Consider the following 22,904-nt stretch of genomic DNA (forward strand, 5'->3'; position numbering starts at 1 on the left):
TGATTTAACCATAAGAATATTGGAGCACAAGCAGCAAAAGTACCCCAGCTTGATCCAGTAGCTATTGAAAGAATAGAGGTAACAACAACTCCAACCAAAGCAACTGTTTTTCCTGTAATTCCCAATCTCAAAGCTACATTGATGATAGCAGCTCCAACTCCAGTAGCCATAAATACCTCAGCCATAGCATAAGCCAACATCAGAATAAATAGAGCAACAGTAATCTCCCTTACATTTGCCAATGCTGCATCTACCACCTCTGAAAAGTTTCTTTTTTCTGTTACCATAGCAACTATTGCTGCAGCAACTGTTGCTAAAGGGGCTGCAAGTAAGGCATCAAACCCTGACATCATAAGTGCCGCTAAGATAAAAACCGGCATTAATTTAATAAATTCAACCATTTTAATTTTCCTCCTAAAACTTTTTTGATTTAATAAAAAAAGCACAGTCTTGAAAAGACTGTGCCATAAATTTACAATACAAAAAAAACATTGTATAAAAACACAGATAGCTCTCCATTGACTTTTATCAATGACAACAATATGAATATTCTTCATATTGCCAACAGAAAAAATTAGCATTTTTTTCTATTTCGGCAAAATCCCCTTTCTAACTGTTTCATTGCCTGCAAAACTCCACAGTTATAATCTTGTCATTTGCTCCTCTATCATTTTTTATTCGGTTTATTTTACTTCAATTTTTTATTTTTGTAAAATATATATTATATATACTTTTTAAATTTTCCTTATTTTCTATATTCTTTATCTCTTTACTAAAAAATTTATTGTAAAATCTTTTGCTTTCCTATATAATATATTATCAATATGTAAAAGGTGGTGTAAATGAAAAGAGCATTAAATAAAATTGCTTTACTTGACAACTTAGATAAAGAAACAAAAGATAGCTTATCTGCTATCTCAAAAATAAAGGAGTATAAAAAAGGTGATCTTCTATACTCACATAAGGAGAAGATAAATACTATTTATTTTATTTTAGAGGGTGTAGCTGGACTTTATAAGGCTAATGATGATAATTCAAGAAAAGTTATCTTTCTTTTAGGAGAGGGAAATCTTATAAATGAGGTAATCCTTTTTGAAAACGTTACAACTTTAAGCTGTGAGCTACTCGCTCCTACAAAGCTTCTAGAGATACCTAGATTAGAGTTTGTTAAGATTTTAGAGAGCAGTCACTCATTATCTAAGGCTGTTATTGAATCTTTAATCAAAAAAAATAAAAAATTAACTCATCAATTAAAAAATATCTCTAACTCAATCACTGTTGATAGACAGATAGCTTTCAAACTTTGGAAATTGGGAAGAGATTTTGGAAAAGAGACTCCAGAAGGAATTTTAATTGACTTTGATCTTCCAATAACATATTTAGCTGAGATGTTAGGTGCTAAGAGGGAGACTGTTTCAAGACAGGTTAAACTTCTTACTGAATTGGGATTGATAAGTGTTAATAAAAAGAGATTCACTCTTCATAAATACTCTGAATTATTGGATTATTTCCATAAAGATAGTAAATAGATTAAAAAAAAAACTCCCAAAAGGGAGTTTTTTTTATTACTATTTATTTACTTTTTCAGATAAAGCTTTTCCTGGTTTGAATTTAACAACTTTTTTAGCCTCAACTTTCATCTCTTCACCAGTTTGAGGGTTTCTACAAGTTCTAGCAGCTCTTTCAGATACTTCAAATTTTCCAAATCCTAAGAATGATACCTCTTCTCCTTTTACTAAAGCCTCTTCTAAAACATTAAGAAATGCCATAGCTTTTTTCTCAGCATCAACTTTAGTTGTAAACTCTCCCTTTTCACAATATAAATCTACAAATTCTTTTTTAGTCATTTGATTATCCTCCTTAATCTTTATAGCAATTACTATAAGTACTCATACTATCTTTTATACCACATCACTGCTAATTTTACAACTATTTTTATTTTTTTTTCTAAAAAAGAGAAATCTGGTTTGTTTCACTCAATGAATCAATAGCTTTTAAACTTTTTAATTTGTCAACTATTGTCTGAGAAACCTTTGTTCTTCTCTTTAGATCTTCAAAAGATAGGAATTTACTCTCCTCTCTCTCCTTTATAATATTATCAATAACAGCTCCTCCCAATCCTGCAAGTGCAATTAAAGGAACTCTAATCTTTCCATCTTCAATTGTAAATTTAACACCACCAGATTTATATATATCTATTGGCAAGAACTCCAATCCTCTAGCATACATCTCTACAATAATCTCACAAATAGCCATTTCAGCCTTCTTTTTAACATCCAATTTTGGCTCTTTATTTAAGATCTCTAGATGTGCCTTAGCTGATTCTGGATTTCCCATAATCTCATAATCAAAATCCTCTGCTTTTCTAGATAGATATGCAGCATAGAAAGCCAACGGATAGTGAACTTTAAAGTATGCTATTCTCATTGCCATCATTACATAAGCCACAGCATGTCCCTTAGGGAACATATATTTTATTCTTCTACAAGATTCTATATACCACTCAGCTACATTATGTTCTTTCATCAAGTCTGAATATGCTTGCCAACCTTCAGGATTTTTTGTAGGCTGTCCCTTTCTTACAAACTCCATTATCTTAAATGATGTTCCTTTCTCTATACCTTGGTCAATAAGATAGTTCATTATGTCATCACGAACTGTTATAACTTGAGAAAGTGTTGCTTGTTTTTGCCTTATAAACTCTTGAGCATTGTTTAACCAAACATCTGTTCCATGTGATAGCCCTGATATTCTAACTAATTCAGCAAAAGTCTTAGGCATTGTATCTATCAACATCTGACGTACAAATGGAGTTCCGAACTCTGGTACACCAAATGTTCCTACAACTGAATTTATCTGTTCTGGAGTTACACCTAGTGACTCTGTACTTGAGAATATCTTTAGTGTCTCTGGATCTGCAAGTGGAATTGAGTATATATCCACTCCTGTATACTCCTGTAGTAGCTTTATAGTAGTCGGATCATCATGTCCTAATATATCTAGTTTTACAAGCTGTTCGTCCATTACGTGATAGTCAAAATGAGTTGTGATTGAGTCATTTTTCTCATCATTAGCTGGTTTTTGCACTGGACAAAACTCATAGATTGTGTGGTCTCTTGGTACTACTACCATTCCTCCTGGGTGCTGTCCTGTTGTCTTTTTAGCTCCCTCACACTTCTTAGCAAGTCTAATTATCTCAGCTCTGTTATTTTTCATATCATGCTCTTCAAAATACTTTTTAACATAACCTTCAGCATTTTTTTCTGCTAGTGTAGAGATTGTTCCTGCTTTAAATACATTCTCTTTTCCAAACATCTGCTCACAATATCTATGTATCTCAGATTGGTACTCTCCTGAAAAGTTAAGGTCTATATCTGGAACTTTATCTCCATTAAATCCCATAAATACTTCAAATGGTATTGAGTATCCATCTCTTTTATACATCTGTCCACACTTTGGACATACCTTCTCTGGTAAGTCAATCCCCACTCCCTCTCTCTCTATAAATTCAGAATGTTTACACTCTGGATTGGTACAGATATAGTGAGGATAAAGGGCATTAACCTCTGTTATTCCCATCATAAAAGCTACAAGTGAAGATCCTACTGATCCTCTTGACCCTACTAGATAACCACTATCTAATGATTTTTTTACCAGCTTTTGTGCAGAGAGATAAAGCACTGAGAATCCATTTCCTATAATGGCATTTAACTCTCTTTCCAACCTTGCTGCAACAATCTCTGGAAGTGGATCGCCATAGATTCTATAAGCTTTTTCATACGTCATCTCTTTTACTATATTCTCAGCATTATCTATCTTAGGAGGATAAAATCCATCTGGAACTGGTTTTATCTTCTCTATTCTATCAGCTATAAGATTAGTATTCTCTATAACTATCTCCTTAGCCACCTCTTCTCCTAAATAACTGAACTCTTGTAACATCTCATCAGTTGTTCTAAAGAAAAATTTATTATCTATCATATATTGATTTTTTCTAAAAACTGTTCCACTACCATATAGCAAAATACTTCTAATCTTGTAATCTTCCTCTTCTAAATAGTGAACATTAGAACTAGCTGTAACCATAATTCCCTTACTCTTTGCTAATTGATAGAAATAGCTGTTCATGCTTTCAATAGCTGTAAAAGATGAGATACTTCCCGTTCCATCCTCTTCATATAGTTCAGCATAAGCTCCTTTAGGTAACAGTTCTATATAATCATAAAACTCTATATTTTTTTCTATATTTTCATAATCATATCTCATATAGTAATCAGATAACTCACTATCATTAGAAAAATGTACAGTCAATGAGTTTCCAACTATCAAGCCCTCTCTATATTTTTGAAGGTGTGACTTTAAAACTCTTGGTTTTTTATTTCCATAGTTATCTATATGAGCTTCTGAAACAAGCTTATACATATTCTTTAATCCAGCTAAATTCTCCACTAACACCATTACATTATGTGTATCTTGCTTCTTCAAATTTATTGGAAATGCTCCTGTTATCTCATTTAGATTAGTAACTCCCTTATCTAAATATCTCTCCATAAAGATGATAAACATATTTGCAGTAGCTTGTGAGTCATCTACAGCTCTATGGTGACTCTCTAAAGATAGTCCTAAGACCTTATTTAAGTTTTTCAACCCGAAGCTCTTTAAATCTGGATAAAGATCCCTAGCCATCTGAAGTGTATCTATTACTGCAGGAGTATAATCATAGCCTAACAACCTCTTTACATCTCTTCTTATAAATCCCATATCGAAAGCTGCATTGTGAGCTACCATAGTTGCATCTCCAACAAACTCCATAAACTTTGGTAACACCTCTTCTATAGTAGGCATATTGTCCACCATATCCTGAGTTATATTAGTAAGCTCCTGTATCTTTTGTGGTATAGCTTTCTTTGGATTTACTAGCTGTGAAAATCTATCTATAATTCTATTTCCTTGTAATTTCACTGCTCCTATCTCTATTATCTCATGCTCATGTGAGTTAAGTCCCATTGTCTCCAAGTCGAATACAACAAAATATTCCTCCATAATAGGTGAGTCCTTACAACTTCTTACCATCTCTGCCTCATCATCTACCATATACATCTCACAACCAAGTATTGGCTTAATATCCTTTCCTTTAGCTGCTTTATATGCAAATGGAAAAGCATGAACAACAGAGTAATCTGTAATTGCAACTGCTTGGTGTCCATAGGCAATAGCTTGTTTGATTATATCAGATATATCTGCTACCCCTACCATCTCACTCATTTTACTATGAGTATGTAATTCTACCATTTTTAATTCAGATTTATCTACTCTTGTTTCCTTAACTCTATCCAATTTATTTATAGAGTTTATCATCATTATCTCTTCATTATCTGAAAATCTATCTGTCTGTTTCTTTCCACTTATCTTTACATAGTCACCTATTTTTATCTCAAGAGGTTTATCCTTTTCTAAAAATATCTTTGTAGTTAGAGATGTCTTATTGTCAGTTACTCTAATAGTCATAATTACCCTATCATTTTTTATATCTCTTGACTCCAGTGCAAATATCTCTCCTTCAACTACACAAGTATCATCATCATATAGTTCAAAAAACTCCTCTAATGGTATTGATTTCCCTTTAATCTCCTTTGTCTTATTAGCAGAAAATCCACTTTTTGAGAATCCAGCACTCTTAACAAATACCTCTTGCGATCTATTTTTATTAATATTTTGCTGAGCATTCTTTTGATTTTCCATATCTATTTTAGCTGATAAAGTGATAATCTCATTCTGTTTCTCTTTTTCAATTTTAGAAACCTCTTGAGTAAAATCTCCCAATACAAAATTTACCCTAAAATTATATATTCCAAAGTTCTCTAAAATACTCTCTAACTTCTCATCAATTTGTGAGTTTTTTAATATATCTATAGCACTCTGTTCAGCTAATGTTATATTTATACGTTCATCTTCAATAGTTATTCTATATAGATATAAAAAAGATTTAGAGATAGCATTTCTAGCTTTCAATCTTATGATTGCTCTCTCTACTATCTCTATCAACTGCTCTTTTCTTATATCTTTCTCTAAAAAGCTTACTGTAAAATCAACTTCCAGCTCTTTTCCAAAATTTTTCTTTATATTCTCATAGATGACATCTAATTCATTTAGATCATTAACTGAAGGAACAGAACATTTAAATCTCATTTTTTTATTTCTTTGTGAGAATACAATCTCTGCAACATCTACATTTTTTATTCCCATCTTCCTAAAAATTCCATCTTGTGGTTTTATTCTTATCTCATTTCTATCCATTTGTTCCTCCAAAATAGACTATTTTTCTCCTAATAATCTATCCAATATTATAGCCACAGCAGCTCTAACTGATAGGTGATTATATTTTGTATTTCCTCTAATTGGCTCTAATATATAATCTGACATATCCATTACCTCATCAGTTAAGCCCCAACCTGTTCCAAATAGTAATAAGTATGGTCTATCATCTTCAAATATCTTCTGAGATAACTCTCCATATCCTACTGTATTAGGAAATATTCTTGCTGATGTAGTTATAATTACAGGCTTTTGTCCCTCTTTTGCCTCTATCTCAGCTATTGTATCCTCTATGCTGTTCATCACTCTAGTTATTGAGAAAGCATCCTCTCTATCCTTATTAAATTGTCCTCCTGTACCCTCTTGCCAGTACCCTATAATTCTCTCTGTCAACATTTTTTGAGCATCTACAGGAACTACTAATCTATATCCTGCTAGATCATATGTTCTACAACTTCTAGATATATCATGAATATCAAAATTTGTAACAGATGTACAAACTACACTATTATTTTTATTATAAACAGGATAGTGAACTAATCCTAAATAAACTTTTTCTCTCATTTTTTTCTCCTAAATTTCCTCTAAATTTGACTTGTATTTTTCTATATCTTCAACATAAACCTTATAGGCATATTTTAAATACTCTCTATTCTCCTCTGTGAGAGTTCTAACTACTCTAGCTGGAGAACCAGCTATGAGATCTCCCTCTTTTGCTTGAAGTTTTGGAGTGACAACTGATCCTGCTGCTACTAGACAGTTATTAGGAATTACACTACCATTTAAAATAGTGCTTCCCATTCCTATTACACACTCATCTCCAATAACACATCCATGAATAATACAGTTATGTCCTATAGTTACTCTTTCACCAATTGTCACTGGATATGGTGTATCTCCATGTACAGTTGAATTATCTTGAATGTTTGAATCTCTTCCTACTGTCACCCTACTCATATCAGCTCTTACCACTGCTCCAAACCATATAGAAACATTCTCTGAAGTAACTACATCACCTATTACAGTGGCATTATGAGCTATATAATTATTTTTTCCCAGTTTAGGGATCTTCTCTCCAAATTTATATATCATTATCTTTCCTTTCCAAGTTCCTTTTTTATCTCAGCTAGGAGCTTTTTCTCTACTTTAGTTAATTCTCTTCCCTCTAGTAAATCTTTTCTTCTGATATATGTTCTCTTCAAACTCTCTTTTAATCTCCAAGTCTCAATATTTTTATGATGCCCTGATAGCAATACAGCTGGAACTTTTAATCCTTCATACTCCGCTGGTCTCGTATACTGTGGATAATCTAGTAGTCCATTGAAGAAAGAATCATTCTCATAGGACTCTTTCTTTATAACTCCAGGAACTAATCTAGCTATACAATCAGCCATCAGCATAGCTGGTAACTCTCCTCCAGTCAAAACAAAATCCCCTATTGAAACTTCTAAATCAACTTTATTCTCCACTACTCTCTCATCTATTCCCTCATAGTGTCCTGCTATAATCGTTATCTCCTCTTCCTGTGATAAGGATATAGCTAACTGCTGATTAAATTTAACCCCTTGAGGAGTGGTATATATAACCTTTCCTTTTACTGTTTCTAAAGCTCTAAATAGTGGCTCTATCTTCATAACCATTCCAGCTCCACCACCAAATGGCATATCGTCAGCCTGCTTATGTTTATCGTAACAAAAATCTCTAATATCGATTATGTTTATCTCAAGCAATCCTCTCTCTAAAGCTTTACCTATTATACTTTCACTTTTAAATCCTGAAAACATCTCAGGAAAAAGAGTAAGAATATTTATTTTCATACTATTCCTCGTCCATTCCATCATCTTGTTGATATTTTTTACCTTTTTCCTCTTTCATTCCTTCAATTAAATGGATATATATCTCTCTTTTATCAAAGTCTATTCTCTTTACAAACTCATCTATATCTGGAACCATTATCTCTGTCTTCCCTGATTCTATAACAAGAATATCGTGAGCAGCTGTTTCAAAAATATCTACAACTAATCCTAACTCCTCATTGTTATCCACATCTATAGCCTTCATATTCAATAGATCGTTTAAAAGATACTCATCTTCTCCTATTCCTAATAGCTCTCTTCTAACCTTTATAAAACCATTTTTTAACTTTCCAGCCTCTGTTTTATTAGTTATCTCTTCAAACTCTAGAACACACTTATTTCCAACTAAATGTGATGCTGATTTTACTGTAAGGATTCTCTGATTATTAGAGTCACTCTCTATAACTATTCTATTTCCTAAAAGTATCTCTATATTCTCTATATTTGATACAACTTTTACAGCTCCTTTTAAATGATGAGTTCCTGATATTTTTCCAATTGTTAAAAGTTCCATGCACCCTCCTAATCTAAAAACTCAACGTTTACATTAAGTTTATCTTTTACTCCAGCAGCTTGCATAACTCCTCTTATAGCATTTGCTGTCAATCCATTTTTTCCAATTACTTTTCCCATCTCGCCTTGAGCAACATTCACTTTAAATACTACAGTATCATCTACCATATCATATGTAATTCTTGTTTCTGAATTATTATCCACTAACTCTTCTATGATGTATCTAATTAATTTTTCTAATTTCTCCATTTTTTCCTCCCTATTTTTTATTTATATAAAGCGATCCCTTCCAGGCTCCCTCTTCAATTATTTTTGCTTCTACTCCATAGTTTTTATCTAAATCTTCAATAATAGTTCTTGCATAATCTTTGAAATCATCAGTTGAGATCACATTTAAAAGTCCTGCATTAGCATCCACTGTTCTCACAACTCCTATTCCCTCATAGGCTTCTATTATCTTATTGATAAAATCTATGTCCTCTTTTCTACTTTGAATTAAAAATTCGTAGCTTGTTAACATAGTTCCTCCAATATTTTAAAATAGAGAGTGATGCCACTCTCTAAATTCTATTTATTTTCAAAAATTGAAATCAAGTTTAAGAAATCATCAATTGATAGATTCTCTGCTCTCTCATTTTCAGCTATTCCAGCTTTTTCTAAAACAACTCTTAACTCATCTTTAGAATATCCTAGACTTGAGAAGTTGTTCAAAAGATTTTTTCTTTTGTTAGCAAAAGCTGCTTTAACATATTTAAAGAAAATTTCCTCTTGAATCTGATTTTCATATCTCTTATCTTTATATAGTTTAATTGACATAAAAGCTGAATCCACTTTAGGAACTGGTGTGAAAAACTCCTTAGGGATAGTGAAAAGATACTCAGCCTCACCATAATATTCAACTGCTAAAGTTAAAACACTTCTCTCTTTTCCTTTTTTAGCACAGATTCTCTCTGCCACTTCCTTTTGAACCATAATATATATCTCATCTATTATCTCTCTATTTTCAATCAGCTTATTGATTATAGGTGATGTTATATAATAAGGTATATTGGCAACAACCTTTGTCCCTTCTCCTACATACTCTCTTAAATCAGTCTCTAGTACATCATTCATTACAAGAGTGTACTTAGGATTTCCATCAAATTTTTTTCTTAATATTTTTTCTAAATCTCTATCTATTTCAACAGTTACAACCTTTTTAGCTGTGTCCAAAAGTAGTGCTGTCAATGCTCCTTCACCAGGCCCTATCTCTAAAACAGTATCCTCAGCTTGAACATTTGAAACTTCCATAATCTTTCTCAACACTTCTCTCTGATCAGTTAAAAAGTTCTGTCCAAATTTTTTCTTATGTTTAAAGGACATTTTCCCTCCAATTAATTTTTTACAACTACTCCTATATAAGGTAAATTTCTATAATATTGATCATAGTCTAATCCATATCCTATTACAAATTCGTCAGGGATTTCAAATCCTACATACTCACCTTTCATCTCAACAGTTCTTCTACTAGGCTTATCTAATAGAGTACAAACTTTTAGAGATTTAACTCCTCTATCTTGGAATAATTTTTTTACGTGACTTAAAGTTAATCCAGTATCAATTATATCTTCAACTATTAAGATATCCTTATCTTTTAAATCAATAGTAGTATCTTTTGAAACTTTGATTACACCAGTACTTGTTGTTCCAGAGTAACTAGAAACACTCATAAAATCAATTACAAGAGGTAGGTTTATCTCTTTTATAAGATCACTCATAAAAACTATAGAACCTTTTAATAGTCCAATAACTACTAATTCTTTCCCTTGATAATCCTTTTCAATCTCTTTAGCTAATTCTTTGATTCTTTTTTCAACCTCTTCTCTTGTTAAAAGAGTTTTAATAGTATAATCCACTCCATATCCTCCTTTTAAAATACAACTTTGGGAAGTTATATTTTAATAAAATCAATTACGATATATTTTATCATTTAATCTAGAAATTATCAAGTAGTTATTGATATTTTATGTATCTTATGATATTATCATTATTATAAAGAAATTAAAATTATGGAGGAATTAATGGATAAAAAATTAATCTCTATTTGGGGTGGAATAATTTTAGGATTCATTTTATTGGGGATATTTTTTCTAAATATCTTTCAAATTATCTACTTTAATGAAAAATATTATAAGGTTCCTGACCTAAAAACATACACTTTAGAAAGAGCTCAAGAGATGTTAAAAGGGAGTGAACTTCATATCAGAGAGGTTGGAGAGGAGTTTTCTGATCTCCCAATAGGTGAGATATTTTTGCAAGAGCCTGAAGCTGATGCTATTGTCAAAAAAAATAGAAATATTAAGGTTTGGGTGAGCAAGGGATCTGCTCTTATTGACGTTCCCAATCTAACAGGAATGAACTTTTTAGATGCAAAAGTTATTGCTGAACAAAAGGGACTTATTGTTGATAAAGTTGTATCTATAAAGACTCAAGGTATGTATAATGAGGTGGTGGCAACTGATCCTCCTACTAATACGTTGATGACAAAAGGACAAAAAGTATCATTTCTTGTAAATGGCTCAGAACAGGTAGCTGAGATTAGAATGCCTGATATAATCGGCAAGAGTTTTGATTCAGCTTTAGAACTTCTTACCAAAAATGCACTTATAGTTGGAAATGTTGAATTTTCTTCTGTACCTGAAGTTAAGAAAAATGTTATAATAAAGAGTAGTGTAAGTGCTGGAACTAAAATTCCTGCTGGATCATCTATTGATTTAGTTATAAATAATTAAACTACTTTAGGAGGTATTAAAAATTAAAGGAAGAGTGATCAATAAAATACAGGGTTTTTACTATGTTAAGTGTGAAGACAATGTTTACGAATGTAAACTAAGAGGTATTTTAAAAAGAAAAGAGAGTAAAGATAACTGTGTCGTTGGAGATATTGTAGAGATTTCTGAAGACAATTCTATTGTAAATATCTATGAAAGAAAGAATTTGGTTGAAAGACCTTTAGTAGCAAATATAGATTATCTTGTGATACAATTTGCTGGAAAGGATCCAGATATTGACTATGAAAGATTAAACATTTTACTTTTGAGAAGTTTTTTCTACAAAATAAAGCCAATAGTTATCATCAATAAGATTGATCTGCTCACTGATGAGGAGTTAGATGAGATAAAAGAGAGATTAAGATTTTTAGAGAAATTAAACATAAGATATTTTTTAATCTCACAGAAAAAAAACATTGGAGTAGATGAGTTAAAACTATTCCTAAAAGATAGAATTACTGCCTTTGGTGGTCCGAGTGGTGTTGGAAAATCAAGTATTATAAATCTCTTGCAAAATGAGAAAAAACTTGAAACAGGTGAAACTAGTAAACGTCTGAGAAGAGGAAAGCATACTACAAAGGATACTAATCTCCTTGAATTGGAAGATGGTGGTTATATAATTGATACACCTGGTTTCTCTTCAGTAGAACTTCCAGATATAAAAGATGCTCAGGAATTGATAGCTCTTTTCCCAGAGTTTGAAAATAGAGGTGCTTGTAAATTTAACAACTGTTTACATCTGAATGAACCCTCTTGTGGAATAAAAAATGCTGTAGAGAGTGGAGAAATAAGCAAGGAAAGATATGAGTTTTATAAAAAAGTTTATGATAAATTAAAATATGAGAGGTGGAATAGATATGAGTAATATAAAAATAGCTCCTTCTATATTATCTGCTGATTTCAGCAAATTAGGAGAAGAGATTATAGCAATTGATAAGGCTGGTGCAGATTATGTACACATTGACGTTATGGACGGGATTTTTGTTCCTAACATCACTTTTGGTGCTCCTGTTATAAAAGCTATTAGAAATAAAACTGAATTAGTTTTTGATGTTCATTTAATGATAGATAAACCTGAAAGATATATTGAGGATTTTGTTAAGGCTGGTGCTGATCTAATTACTGTTCATGCTGAGTCAACTATACATCTACACAGAGTTATTCAACAGATTAAATCATTTGGAATTAAAGCTGCTGTTTCTTTAAATCCTGCAACTCCTGTTGATGTTCTTAAATATATAATTGATGAATTAGATATGGTTCTTGTTATGAGTGTTAACCCTGGATTTGGTGGACAAAAATTTATAGAGAGTTCTATACAAAAAATAAAAGATGTTAGAGCTTTGAGCAAAGATATTGATATCCAAGTAGATGGGGGAATTACTGATGCTACAATCGGAAGATGTATAGAAGCTGGTGCCAATATATTTGTAGCTGGTTCTTATGTTTTCTCTGGAGACTATAAAGAAAGAATAGAAAATTTAAAGAGAGGTTAATATATGACTGTGATGACTGAAAATATTAATAAAGTAAATGAGATATTAGAAGATTTTTATAAACTATTTTATAAAACTGAAGATATGGCTCTTAAAAGAGGTATAAAATGCTTAACTCACACTGAGTTACACCTAATTGAAGCAATTGGTGGAGAATCTCTTACTATGAATGAACTTTCTGATAAGATTGGAATAACTATGGGAACTGCTACTGTGGCTGTATCTAAGCTTACAGAAAAGGGATTTATCACTAGAATCCGTTCAAACTCTGATAGAAGAAAGGTATATGTTTCTTTAACTGACAAGGGAAGTAAAGCTTTAACTTATCACAATAACTATCATAAAATGATTATGTCTAGTATAACTGAAAATATAGCTGATAAAGATCTAAGTCATTTTATTGAGATCTTTGAACTAATTCTTGGTGCTTTACAAGAGAAAACTGATTACTTCAAACCACTTACAATCGTTGATTTTGCTGTTGGTGAAAAAGTATCAATAGTAGAAATAAAAGGAACTCCTATTGTTCAGAAATACTTTGCTGGTCACGGAATTGAAAACTTTAGTGTTGTAGAGGTTATGCCTCACTCATCTAAAGAGGTATTTGTTATAAAATCTCCTACTGGTGAGATTGTTGAATTAGATATTTTAGATGCTAAAAATCTAATTGGTATAAAAGCTGACTAAAGATGGTGATATATAATGTTTTATATTGATGGAGTATCTTTAAATAAGATAAAAGATGAACTAAAAAATAATCTTACTGGAAAAAAAATCAATAAAATTACAAAAAATACAGAGACTTCTCTATCAATATACTTTGGTAAAATGGAGCTTGTATTTTCATGTAATCCAAATTTTCCAATATGTTACATTACAAATTCAAAAGAGGGAGTTCTTGAAAGTAGTGCTGGTTTGGCAGCCAATATGAAGAAACACCTTCTCAATGCTATGCTAACTGATATCGTTCAATTGGGATTTGATAGAATACTTAATTTTAAGTTTTCTAAAATAAATGAACTTGGTGAGATCAAAAACTATAATATATATTTTGAAATTATGGGAAAATACTCAAACTTTATCTTTACAGATGAAAATGATAAGATAATTGATCTTCTTAAAAGATTCTCTCTTGAAGAGAACAGATTGAGAGCACTGTTCCCAGGCATCAGTTATGAACAACCAATTATTGAGAAAAAAATATCTCCTCTTGAACTAGATGAAAAAAGATTTGTAGAGTTTTCAGAAAATGGAACTCTTTTAAAGAGTGTAGAGGGTGTTGGAAAAGTTCTTTTACAAAGTCTCAACAGCTTTCAAGATTTTAAAGATATTTTAAATAGTAACTTAGCTCCAAAAATATTTTTAAATAGTAAAAGAATTGTCCTAGCTACTGTTCTTAATATCACTCCAAAATCTAAATATGATGAGGTTTTAGAGTTTGAATCATTCAGAGAGATCATCAACTACTACATCTCTTCTGAAAATCTTTCAAGTAGTTTTGATTCTTTAAAAAGTCAACTTATGGATAATATCATAAAGAGAGTTAAAAAGGATGAGAAAATACTTAAAGTACTAGCTAAAGAGAAAGAGGATAAGATCGATTATGAAAAATATAAGGAGCAAGGAGATATTCTAGCTTCTTGTATATACTCTGTAAAAAAAGGTATGTCTTCAGTAGATGCTTATGATTTCTATAACGATACTATGATAAAGATACCTCTAGAGCCACAACACACACCTCAAGAGAATCTTGAAAAAATCTATAAAAAATATAATAAATTAAAAAGAGGACTTGAAGCTAACTCTAGAAGAGTAGTTGAGGTTTCTCAAGATTTAGATTATCTAAACAGTATCAAACTTTTTATTGAAACAAGTAACGATATTAATAATTTAAGATTGATACATGAGGAGCTTATATCTCAAGGATATTTAAAACAAAGTAATAAAAAAGGAAAATCTAAAAAACAGAGTAGAGAGATTGGTTATGGAGTAGTTGAAGGTGAAAACTACAAAATTTTATATGGTAGAAACAATATAGAAAATGACAATCTGACTTTTAAAGTCGCTGATAAAAATGACATCTGGTTACATAGTAAAAATATTCCAGGTTCTCATGTCATTATAAAGTGTGAAGAGTTAACTGATGATATACTTTTTAGAGGGGCAGAGATTGCTGCTTTTTATAGTAAGGGCTTCACTGGAGATAAGATAAGTGTTGACTATACTCAAAAAAGATATATCAATAAACCAAAGGGTGGTAAACCCGGTTTTGTTACCTATATCAATGAAAAAAATATCCTTGTTGTAAAACCTGAAAAACTATCAGATTAAAACAACTTAAAGGAGTAAATGAAAAGGAAAAAAATTACTTCAATGTAACTTTTTTCCTTTTTTACTAACTTAATATTTTGTAACAGATCTATTTTTTATTATACATATCAGCTTCAACTTTAATAAATATATCTGCTATTACACCATAAGCTTCTCCCCAAGCTGTTAAGATCTCATCTGTTGCTGCATCTCCTAACACCTCTTTAATTGCACCTAACAAATACTTTCCAACTATTGGATAATGCTCTGGTTTAACATTTAAATTTACATGTGTCTTTCCTATTTTTTCAACAGTAGGCATTAAAACTCCTAAGTTCTCAATGTTTTGAGCAGCTGCTAAAACTGTCATAGCCAGTGCTTTAGGCTGTGATCCATCCTTTTGCTTATCTTGATCAAACATAGCTTTTATCTCTGGATTCTCTCCCAACATATTTTTATAGAAAACTTGAGTTATCTCTACACCTCTTTCCTTCAATACAGGTACTGTTGATTTTATTATATCTATTGTTTTTTGTGATAACATATTAATCCTCCTCTAAATAGTTTACTAATATAGTATACTATATTTTTCAGAAAAAATCTGTAACATATGTTACCAAATTTCAATTTTTTTTATTTTTCTACCCAGTTTAATAAAACTTCTCTAGTTTCATCTACTATCTCATCATAACTTTTATCCTTTGGAGATATAGGAGGGAAGAATTTTATCTCAACCTTAGCTGGTTTAGGGAATTTTGAGTTGCTTGGGAAGGCTTCATAAGCTCCTTTTATTCCAAAAGGTAATATATCCACATTCAACTCTTTAGCTAAAATAGCAAAAGATTTCTTAAACTCCAACATCTTTCCATCTCTTGATCTAGCTCCCTCTGGGAAGATAACTATATTTTTTCCATCTTTTAACACTTTTGCCATAGTTTGTAATACTTCACCTAGATTTTTATTTATATCTACTAATATTACATTGGAATGGTTTGCTAAAAATTTCATATGCCCTTTATTAAAGTGCTTTATCTTAGCTAGTGAGTATGAGTTCATCAAGTTTTTAAATGGTGTAGCATAGCCAAATACAAAAGCATCTAAAAAGCTTTGGTGATTTCCAGCAAAAATAACTGGTCTGTCATTAGGGATATTCTCAACACCATATTTTTTTACTCTTACATAGACAGTTAAAGGTAGCCACAATATAGCCTTTATTATGTGAATAGCTATACTCGAAGCTGGAAGATTTATCTTTCCTGCTTTATTCAAATACTCTTTCCAGTTTAGCTCTTCAAAGTTTCCTGTTCCTCTATTCTCCTTTATATAGAGAGCTAATTTTTCTACAGTTGCATTATTTACTATTATACTCTCTTCACTCTTTATTCCATAGTTAGTCTCTAAATATGTAAGTAACTCTACCATATCAAGTGAATCCAACCCTAAATCCAATTCCAAATGAGCCATTGGAGTTATCTTTTTATTTTTTATCTTTTCAAGATAAGTTTTCAACTCTTTATACTCTACATAATTAGGTTCTTCAATAGTTATATTCTCCTCCTCTTTTTTATTTATTATGGAGTTTAACATAAATCTTCTAATTTTTCCTAACTTAGTTTTTGGTAGTTCCTCTTGAACTATTCTTATATCCAGTATCTTTCTATAGTTTGGAGCTTTCCCATTATATTTGTCTATTACTCCCCACTTCAATGTCTCTTTTATATTACTAATCTTTTCATCTACTATTTTTTGGAAATTTGGGTAGACAATAGCAGTTAATACTGAATCAACCTCAGCTATGGCTATCTCCTGTATTAAGTTTGTATTAGCCATTACCCATTGTTCAATCTCAACAGGATTGATATTTTTTCCATTTGATAGAACGATCATCTCTTTTTTACGTCCTGTTACATATAGGTATCCATCTTTCATCTCTCCTAGATCTCCAGTATGTATCCAACCATCTTTATCTATTGTCTCTGCAGTTGCTTCAGGTCTTTTATAGTAACCTGCCATTACATTTCTACCCTTAGCTAGTATCTCTCCATCATCTGAAATTTTCACCTCTACACCTGGTAGTATCTTTCCAGCTGATCCTGGAACTATCTCATTTATTGGAGTAAAAGCAATCATTGGGGCAGTCTCAGTCATTCCATATCCTTCACATATTTGAATACCAAGTGTTAAAAAATCTTTTGATATTTGTGGATCTAGTTTTGAACCTCCAGATACAAAAAATCTTATACTTCCACCAAATCCTTCGTGAACCTTCTTAAATATTCTCTTTCTTATTGAGATACTATCTATCTTTTCTGCTAATTTAAAGATGCTCTTAGTTATTTTTGAAGAGTTGATCTTCTCCATAATTTTTTTATGTAGCATCTCCCAAAGTCTTGGAACTCCTATCATCATTGTTACCTTATGCTCTTGCATTGCTGTCAACATAGCTTGTGAAGACAATTCTTTTAAAAATATGATAGTAGCCCCTTCTGATAGAGGTACAACTCCAGCCCCTAGTAATGGAAATATATGGTGCATAGGTAAAAGAGCCAAAACTATATCCTCTGGTAAAAACATCTTATACTTATCAATTCCCTCTATATTTACCAAAATATTATCAAATTTTAACATTACACCCTTAGGATTTCCTGTTGTTCCTGAAGTGTATAACATCAGAGCTATATCCTCTCTGTCAGGAGCTTTTAGAACATACTCATCTATCTCTATGCTATTGCACTCAATCTCATCTACAACCACTATCTCTATCTCTTTGCCACTTAAAGCTATAGCTGACTTAGTAGCTTCTAGATTATTTTTTGAAGTATAGATATACTTAGCATCTGAGTCATTTAGATAGTATACTAACTCCTCGCCACTAAAACTAGCATCTAAACATACACAAGTTCCTCTTCTATCCCAAATTCCTAAAAAACTATATAGTAACTCAGGTCTATTTTCCATAAAGATAATTACCTTATCTTGTACTCCTATATCCACCTTTTTTGAAAAAATCTTACTCTTTTCAATTACCTCTCTATAGCTAATTTTATTTCCATCATAAATAATAGCTGTCTTATTATAATCTTTTACAAAATTCACTAAATCCCCCTCGAAATACTAAATCTCCGTTACCTCAATATTCAATAGCATCACTTTGCTAAAAACACTAAACAATCTACTTATCTTAATCCCGCAAACCCCATTTAAATTTAGATACTCAGGGATAAACACTTTTATCCCCTCAATATCTTCTACACTGTATCTAATATTTTTTGTATTTAAAACTGAACTATCTTTTATAAATTCACCTTGAATTATATCTCTACAACCAGCTCAGCCAAAAGATTGTATCTCTCTTTTCAAGACAATCCCTTCATAGCTATTTATTTCAATATAATTTCTTACTTTATCATCAATTTTAATCTCCATATTAACTCTCTTTTAACCAGTCGTTTATATCTTTTCTAGCATCATTTACTATCTCATCAACAGTTAGTTCCTCTGGCTCTATCTCATCAAAGAATTTAATATCTATTGGTGACGATTTTGGCATCTTACTTCCATATGGCATAGACTCATAAGCTCCTCTTATTCCAAAAGGAATAACAGGAATATTTAGCTCTTTTGATAAAATTGCAAATGTCTTCTTAAACTCTTGTAACTCTCCATCTCTAGTTCTAGCTCCCTCTGGGAAAATAACTAAATTTTTACCCTCTCTCAATACTTTAGCTGATATTTGTAAAGTCTCCTTCAGATTTTTATTTATATCTATTATTATGATATTTCCTTTATCAGCTAAATATCTTCTCATAGGTGTATCAAAGTGTGTTGCCACAGCTATAAAATATGTATCTTTCAATTTTTTATTTGGCATAGCTTGGTTAAATATTAAAGCATCTAGGAAACTTTGGTGATTTCCTACATAGATACTTGGTGCTTCTCCAATCTTCTCTGTATCCAATTTACGTAGACGGAAATATAGAGCAAATATTGGTTTTAATATTAACTTTGTAAATCTTGTCATAAAACTTGAACTAGGTAGCTCTAGATCTATATCTTGATTTAGAATGCTCTTCCAATCTATATTTTCCTCGTGGAACTCTCCACCTTGCTCCTTTATAAATTTAGCTATATCTAAAATATTTTTTAGGTTACTAAACTCCTCTTCATTTATCTTTACACCAAAACTTGACTCTATAAATGAAAGAATTTCAACTATATCTAAAGAGTCCAAACCTAAATCTAATTCTAGGTGAAACTGTGGTTCTACCTCAACATTGAAGCTCTCTTCAATATATTTTTTTAGCTTTCTATACTGTAAACTTATATCTTCTGGAATAGTAGCACTCTCTTTCTTTATCTCCTTGTTCTCTTTTACATTTTCATCAGCCTTATTAAGAAAATCTTTCAACATAAATCTTCTAATTTTTCCAAGCTTAGTCTTAGGTAACTCCTCTTTTACTACTTTAACTTCCAATATTTTTCTATATTTTGGGGCAGTTACATTGTATTTATCAATGATCTCCCATTTTAAAGTCTCTTTGATATTAGCTATCTTTCTCTGCTTTATCAGATCAAAATCTGGGTATACAACAGCCATTAAATGGTTGTTATACTCCATTATAGCTATCTCTTTTACCAAATCTGTTTCCTTTAATATAGAGGATTCTATATCTCCTGGATTTATATTTTTTCCATTAGATAAAACTATCATCTCTTTCTTTCTTCCAATTATGAATAGAGAATCCTTTTCAAATTTTCCTAAATCTCCTGTGTGGAACCAACCATCACTATCAATAGCCTCAGATGTTGCTTTTGGGTTCTTATAGTAACCCTTCATTACATTGGCTCCCTTTACTAATATCTCCTCATCTTCTGCTATTTTAACCTCAATATCTGGAATCAATTGTCCAACAGAACCAATAACATTGTTATTTGGACGATTAAAAGCTATTATAGGAGATGTTTCAGTAAGTCCATATCCCTCTATTATTGGTAATCCTAATGCTTTGAAATTAGCTGAAATATCTGCATCAAGCTTTGCTCCACCTGATACTAATACTCTCATTGAGCCACCTAGCTCATCTGAAACCTTTTTAAATACCTTTTTACTCAAAGCTAAACTGTCCACTTTTTTACATAAATTAAACAATTTATTGATTACATAGCTCTTAGTTATTTTTCCCATTATCGCCTTATGCAACATCTCCCATACTCTTGGAACACCTATTATTACACTTATCTTGTGTTTCTTCAAAGCTGTTTTTAACGCCTCGGAAGATAACTCCTCCAATATTACCAAGAATGTCCCAAAATACATAGGCATAAGCATTGTCAAGTTCAATGGTAGTATGTGGTGATATGGAAGTATTGCCAGTACTCTATCTTTATCATTTACCAATTCTATCTCTCTTACAGCCTTAATATTTGATTCAATATTATTAAAAGTTAACATTACACCTTTAGGATTTCCTGTTGTCCCTGAAGTGTATAGCAATAGTGCTATTTTCTCCATATCTGCTATATCCACCTCATAACTATTTGGTTCAAAATCCTCTGGAACAACTATATCATCAACTGTAATTATCTCTATCTCTCTCTTAGAAAGTTCAACTCCCTCTTTAACTCTCTCATATATTTTTTTAGATGTAAATATATAACTAGGTTCAGAGTCTGAAAATGCATAGGCAAACTGTTCACCAGTATATCCTGAATCTAGAACTACTGCTGTATTATCCCTATCCCACACTGCAAAAATAGAACAGATCATCTCAGGTCTATTCTCCATTGTAACTACAACTCTTCCCTCTGTAACATTCAACATTGTTGAGTAATACTTTATTCTACGAATAATATCTCTGTAACTATACTCCTTCTCTCCAAATATTACAGCGGTCTTATTCCTATCATATATAAACTTCATTTTTCCTCCTGATTATAGACTGTCGATTAGCTCCTCTAGCTCTTTTTTATCCTGTGTACTCAAGTCTATTCCCGATTTTAATTTTTTTAGTATCTCGCTATCCTGTGCTGACATACTTTTTTCTAAAACTTTTATTAACATTCTTTCATAAAAACTCATCTCTTTTTCTCCTTAATCACCTTAATACATAGCCAGCTCCTCGAACTGTATGAAAAAGTTTCTCTTCAAAATTTTTATCAATTTTATTTCTTAGGTGAGTTATATATACATCTACTATATTTGTATCTGATATAAAATCTATCCCCCAAATCTTCTCCTTTATCATAGTACGAGTCAAAACTATATTCCTATTTCTCATAAAATACTCTAGTAATATATACTCTCTGGTTGTCAACTCAATTGTTTTATTCCCTCTTTTAACCTCTCTAGTTAAACAATTTAGAGATAAGTCTTTTACAACTAAAATATTATCTTGAGAATCTCCTGTTCTGTCAGAACTTCTTCTCACAACTGCTCTTATTCTTGCAAGTAGCTCAACAAAAAGAAATGGTTTGACTATATAATCATCAGCTCCGCTATTTAATACTCCTATCTTAGTCTCTATATCTGTATCACTAGATACAAATATCATTCCAATTCTTTTATCTATACCTCTTATATACTTACAAAACTCAATTCCTGAGATATCTGAAATAATAGTATCAGCTATAATAAAATCATAACTTGCTATTGAAAAAAAGTGTTGTGCCTCCTCATAATTACAAGTATAATCTGCACTATACCCTGATTCCTTCAAACCTTTTGCTATATACTCTCCCTGTCTCTCATCTCGTTGAATAATTAGGATATTCATATTTTCTCCCTGTTTTCTTCATAAAAAATAATATTACACTTATAATTATACCATATTCTAAAAAAAATAGTAGTTAATTTTAGTTTAACATATCTTTTATACTATTAAATATTACACTTCTAACATCTTTGTTCTCTAACGATAACTCTTTAACTAGGTTTTTAACTCTCAACCTCTTTGAGTTTTCACTAGTTTCATATGGGCAATCAGATTGTACAACTGGTAATTCCTGTTTTTTTACATATCTTATTATATCTTTTTCCTCAACATATGCTAATGGTCTAATGACTCTTACCCCATACTCCTCTGAAATATAACTAGGTTTCATCATCTTCATATTACCTTGATAGAATACATTCATCAAAAAAGTTTCAATTATATCATCTTTATGGTGCCCTAAAGCAAGTTTATTAATATTTTGCTCCTTCATTATTCTATATAGTATTCCTCTTCTAATTCTTCCACATAAAAAGCAAGGATTTTTTACCTCCTTTTCTCCAAATAGTAGATCACTTAGATTAGTAGGCTCTACCTGTAATTTAAGCCCAAGCTCATTACAGTACTTTTCAATTTTTTCATAAGATGATTTATCAGTATTTGGATGTATGTGTATCGGAATTATCTCAAAATCTATCTGAGCTATCTTCTTTATTCTCACTAGAGCATTTAAAGTGGTCAAGCTATCCTTTCCTCCTGAGATTCCAACTGCTATTCTATCTCCCTCTTCTACCATATTATAGGTATGCATAGCTCTACCTATTGGACTCCAGATAGTTTTTCCAAACCCCTTTCCCTCAATATTTTTTAAGATCGAGTTCTTTTTTTCCATTA

23 protein-coding genes and 1 riboswitch are annotated in these 22,904 nt (G+C 31.3%); of the genes, 6 read left to right on the top strand and 17 right to left on the bottom strand.

Going from position 1 to position 22,904, the window contains the following annotated elements:
* Positions 1 to 401 (bottom strand): Na+/H+ antiporter NhaC family protein (locus tag ABNK64_RS05090; protein WP_349763701.1); only part of this gene is annotated, 401 nt, incomplete at its 3' end.
* Positions 402 to 500: 99 nt separating this feature from the next.
* Positions 501 to 675, bottom strand: a riboswitch (Lysine riboswitch).
* Positions 676 to 842: 167 nt separating this feature from the next.
* On the opposite strand from ABNK64_RS05090, the gene ABNK64_RS05095 reads away from it, so the two are divergent.
* The gene (locus ABNK64_RS05095; protein WP_291256637.1) at positions 843 to 1,529 is read left to right on the top strand and encodes a Crp/Fnr family transcriptional regulator; all 687 of its coding nucleotides are present in this window, start codon (positions 843 to 845) and stop codon (positions 1,527 to 1,529) included.
* A gap of 39 nt (positions 1,530 to 1,568) precedes the next feature.
* Here ABNK64_RS05095 and ABNK64_RS05100 read toward each other — a convergent pair whose 3' ends face one another.
* The 10 genes from ABNK64_RS05100 to hpt form a co-directional block, all read right to left on the bottom strand.
* Positions 1,569 to 1,847 carry an HU family DNA-binding protein gene (locus tag ABNK64_RS05100; protein WP_291256636.1) on the bottom strand — a complete coding sequence of 93 codons (279 nt, stop codon included), beginning with the start codon at positions 1,845 to 1,847 and terminating at the stop codon, positions 1,569 to 1,571.
* 100 nt (positions 1,848 to 1,947) lie between these two features.
* Positions 1,948 to 6,297 (bottom strand): PolC-type DNA polymerase III, encoded by a 4,350-nt coding sequence (locus tag ABNK64_RS05105; protein WP_349763702.1) that lies wholly within the window; start codon positions 6,295 to 6,297, stop codon positions 1,948 to 1,950.
* Between the two features lie 18 nt (positions 6,298 to 6,315).
* Positions 6,316 to 6,879 (bottom strand): RNA methyltransferase, encoded by a 564-nt coding sequence (locus tag ABNK64_RS05110; RefSeq protein WP_291256634.1) that lies wholly within the window; start codon positions 6,877 to 6,879, stop codon positions 6,316 to 6,318.
* Between the two features lie 9 nt (positions 6,880 to 6,888).
* On the bottom strand, positions 6,889 to 7,407 hold the full coding sequence (locus ABNK64_RS05115) for a gamma carbonic anhydrase family protein (protein ID WP_291256633.1): 519 nt from the start codon (positions 7,405 to 7,407) through the stop codon (positions 6,889 to 6,891).
* The gene (gene trmD / locus ABNK64_RS05120) at positions 7,407 to 8,132 is read right to left on the bottom strand and encodes a tRNA (guanosine(37)-N1)-methyltransferase TrmD (RefSeq protein ID WP_291256632.1); all 726 of its coding nucleotides are present in this window, start codon (positions 8,130 to 8,132) and stop codon (positions 7,407 to 7,409) included. Before trmD ends, ABNK64_RS05115 begins: the two co-directional genes overlap by 1 nt.
* 1 nt (position 8,133) lies before the next feature.
* Positions 8,134 to 8,685, bottom strand: a complete 552-nt coding sequence (gene rimM / locus ABNK64_RS05125) for a ribosome maturation factor RimM (RefSeq protein WP_291256631.1) — start codon at positions 8,683 to 8,685, stop codon at positions 8,134 to 8,136.
* A gap of 8 nt (positions 8,686 to 8,693) precedes the next feature.
* A complete protein-coding gene (locus ABNK64_RS05130) occupies positions 8,694 to 8,933 on the bottom strand; it encodes a KH domain-containing protein (RefSeq protein ID WP_291256630.1) in 240 nt (79 codons plus the stop codon).
* Positions 8,934 to 8,943: 10 nt separating this feature from the next.
* Entirely contained in the window at positions 8,944 to 9,204 is a 261-nt protein-coding gene (locus ABNK64_RS05135; RefSeq protein ID WP_291256629.1) for a DUF4911 domain-containing protein, read from the bottom strand.
* A 47-nt stretch (positions 9,205 to 9,251) separates the two neighbouring features.
* A complete protein-coding gene (gene rsmA, locus ABNK64_RS05140) occupies positions 9,252 to 10,046 on the bottom strand; it encodes a 16S rRNA (adenine(1518)-N(6)/adenine(1519)-N(6))-dimethyltransferase RsmA (RefSeq protein ID WP_300390002.1) in 795 nt (264 codons plus the stop codon).
* 11 nt (positions 10,047 to 10,057) lie between these two features.
* Positions 10,058 to 10,579, bottom strand: a complete 522-nt coding sequence (hpt, locus tag ABNK64_RS05145) for a hypoxanthine phosphoribosyltransferase (protein WP_291256627.1) — start codon at positions 10,577 to 10,579, stop codon at positions 10,058 to 10,060.
* Between the two features lie 165 nt (positions 10,580 to 10,744).
* Between hpt and ABNK64_RS05150 the strand changes: the two genes are divergently transcribed.
* The 5 genes from ABNK64_RS05150 to ABNK64_RS05170 are packed head-to-tail and all read left to right on the top strand — an operon-like array spanning position 10,745 to position 15,321.
* Positions 10,745 to 11,455 (top strand): PASTA domain-containing protein, encoded by a 711-nt coding sequence (locus tag ABNK64_RS05150; RefSeq protein WP_291256626.1) that lies wholly within the window; start codon positions 10,745 to 10,747, stop codon positions 11,453 to 11,455.
* Positions 11,456 to 11,492: 37 nt separating this feature from the next.
* Positions 11,493 to 12,359 (top strand): ribosome small subunit-dependent GTPase A, encoded by an 867-nt coding sequence (rsgA, locus tag ABNK64_RS05155; protein ID WP_300340483.1) that lies wholly within the window; start codon positions 11,493 to 11,495, stop codon positions 12,357 to 12,359.
* Entirely contained in the window at positions 12,352 to 12,990 is a 639-nt protein-coding gene (gene rpe / locus ABNK64_RS05160) for a ribulose-phosphate 3-epimerase (protein WP_349763703.1), read from the top strand. The genes rsgA and rpe overlap by 8 nt, the downstream gene beginning before the upstream one ends.
* Positions 12,991 to 13,002: 12 nt before the next feature.
* Positions 13,003 to 13,677 carry a MarR family winged helix-turn-helix transcriptional regulator gene (locus ABNK64_RS05165; RefSeq protein ID WP_291256640.1) on the top strand — a complete coding sequence of 225 codons (675 nt, stop codon included), beginning with the start codon at positions 13,003 to 13,005 and terminating at the stop codon, positions 13,675 to 13,677.
* 15 nt (positions 13,678 to 13,692) lie between these two features.
* On the top strand, positions 13,693 to 15,321 hold the full coding sequence (locus tag ABNK64_RS05170; protein ID WP_349763704.1) for an Rqc2 family fibronectin-binding protein: 1,629 nt from the start codon (positions 13,693 to 13,695) through the stop codon (positions 15,319 to 15,321).
* Between the two features lie 88 nt (positions 15,322 to 15,409).
* On the opposite strand, the gene ABNK64_RS05175 is transcribed toward ABNK64_RS05170, so the two are convergent.
* The 6 genes from ABNK64_RS05175 to ABNK64_RS05200 all read right to left on the bottom strand — a co-directional run bounded on the left by ABNK64_RS05175 (position 15,410) and on the right by ABNK64_RS05200 (position 22,902).
* On the bottom strand, positions 15,410 to 15,844 hold the full coding sequence (locus tag ABNK64_RS05175; RefSeq protein ID WP_349763705.1) for a globin domain-containing protein: 435 nt from the start codon (positions 15,842 to 15,844) through the stop codon (positions 15,410 to 15,412).
* A gap of 89 nt (positions 15,845 to 15,933) precedes the next feature.
* Complete coding sequence (locus ABNK64_RS05180; protein WP_349763706.1) at positions 15,934 to 18,396, bottom strand: AMP-binding protein; 2,463 nt, start codon at positions 18,394 to 18,396, stop codon at positions 15,934 to 15,936.
* A gap of 331 nt (positions 18,397 to 18,727) precedes the next feature.
* Positions 18,728 to 21,220: an AMP-binding protein gene (locus ABNK64_RS05185; protein WP_349763707.1), complete on the bottom strand. Its 2,493-nt coding sequence runs from the start codon at positions 21,218 to 21,220 to the stop codon at positions 18,728 to 18,730.
* Between the two features lie 12 nt (positions 21,221 to 21,232).
* The gene (locus ABNK64_RS05190; protein WP_291256618.1) at positions 21,233 to 21,379 is read right to left on the bottom strand and encodes a hypothetical protein; all 147 of its coding nucleotides are present in this window, start codon (positions 21,377 to 21,379) and stop codon (positions 21,233 to 21,235) included.
* A gap of 16 nt (positions 21,380 to 21,395) precedes the next feature.
* Complete coding sequence (locus ABNK64_RS05195) at positions 21,396 to 22,073, bottom strand: response regulator transcription factor (protein WP_291256617.1); 678 nt, start codon at positions 22,071 to 22,073, stop codon at positions 21,396 to 21,398.
* Positions 22,074 to 22,152: 79 nt separating this feature from the next.
* Positions 22,153 to 22,902, bottom strand: a complete 750-nt coding sequence (locus tag ABNK64_RS05200; RefSeq protein ID WP_291256616.1) for a tRNA 2-thiocytidine biosynthesis TtcA family protein — start codon at positions 22,900 to 22,902, stop codon at positions 22,153 to 22,155.
* Between the last annotated feature and the right edge of the window lie 2 nt (positions 22,903 to 22,904).

It is taken from the genome of Fusobacterium sp. SYSU M8D902, from assembly GCF_040199715.1.
GTDB lineage: Bacteria > Fusobacteriota > Fusobacteriia > Fusobacteriales > Fusobacteriaceae > Fusobacterium_A.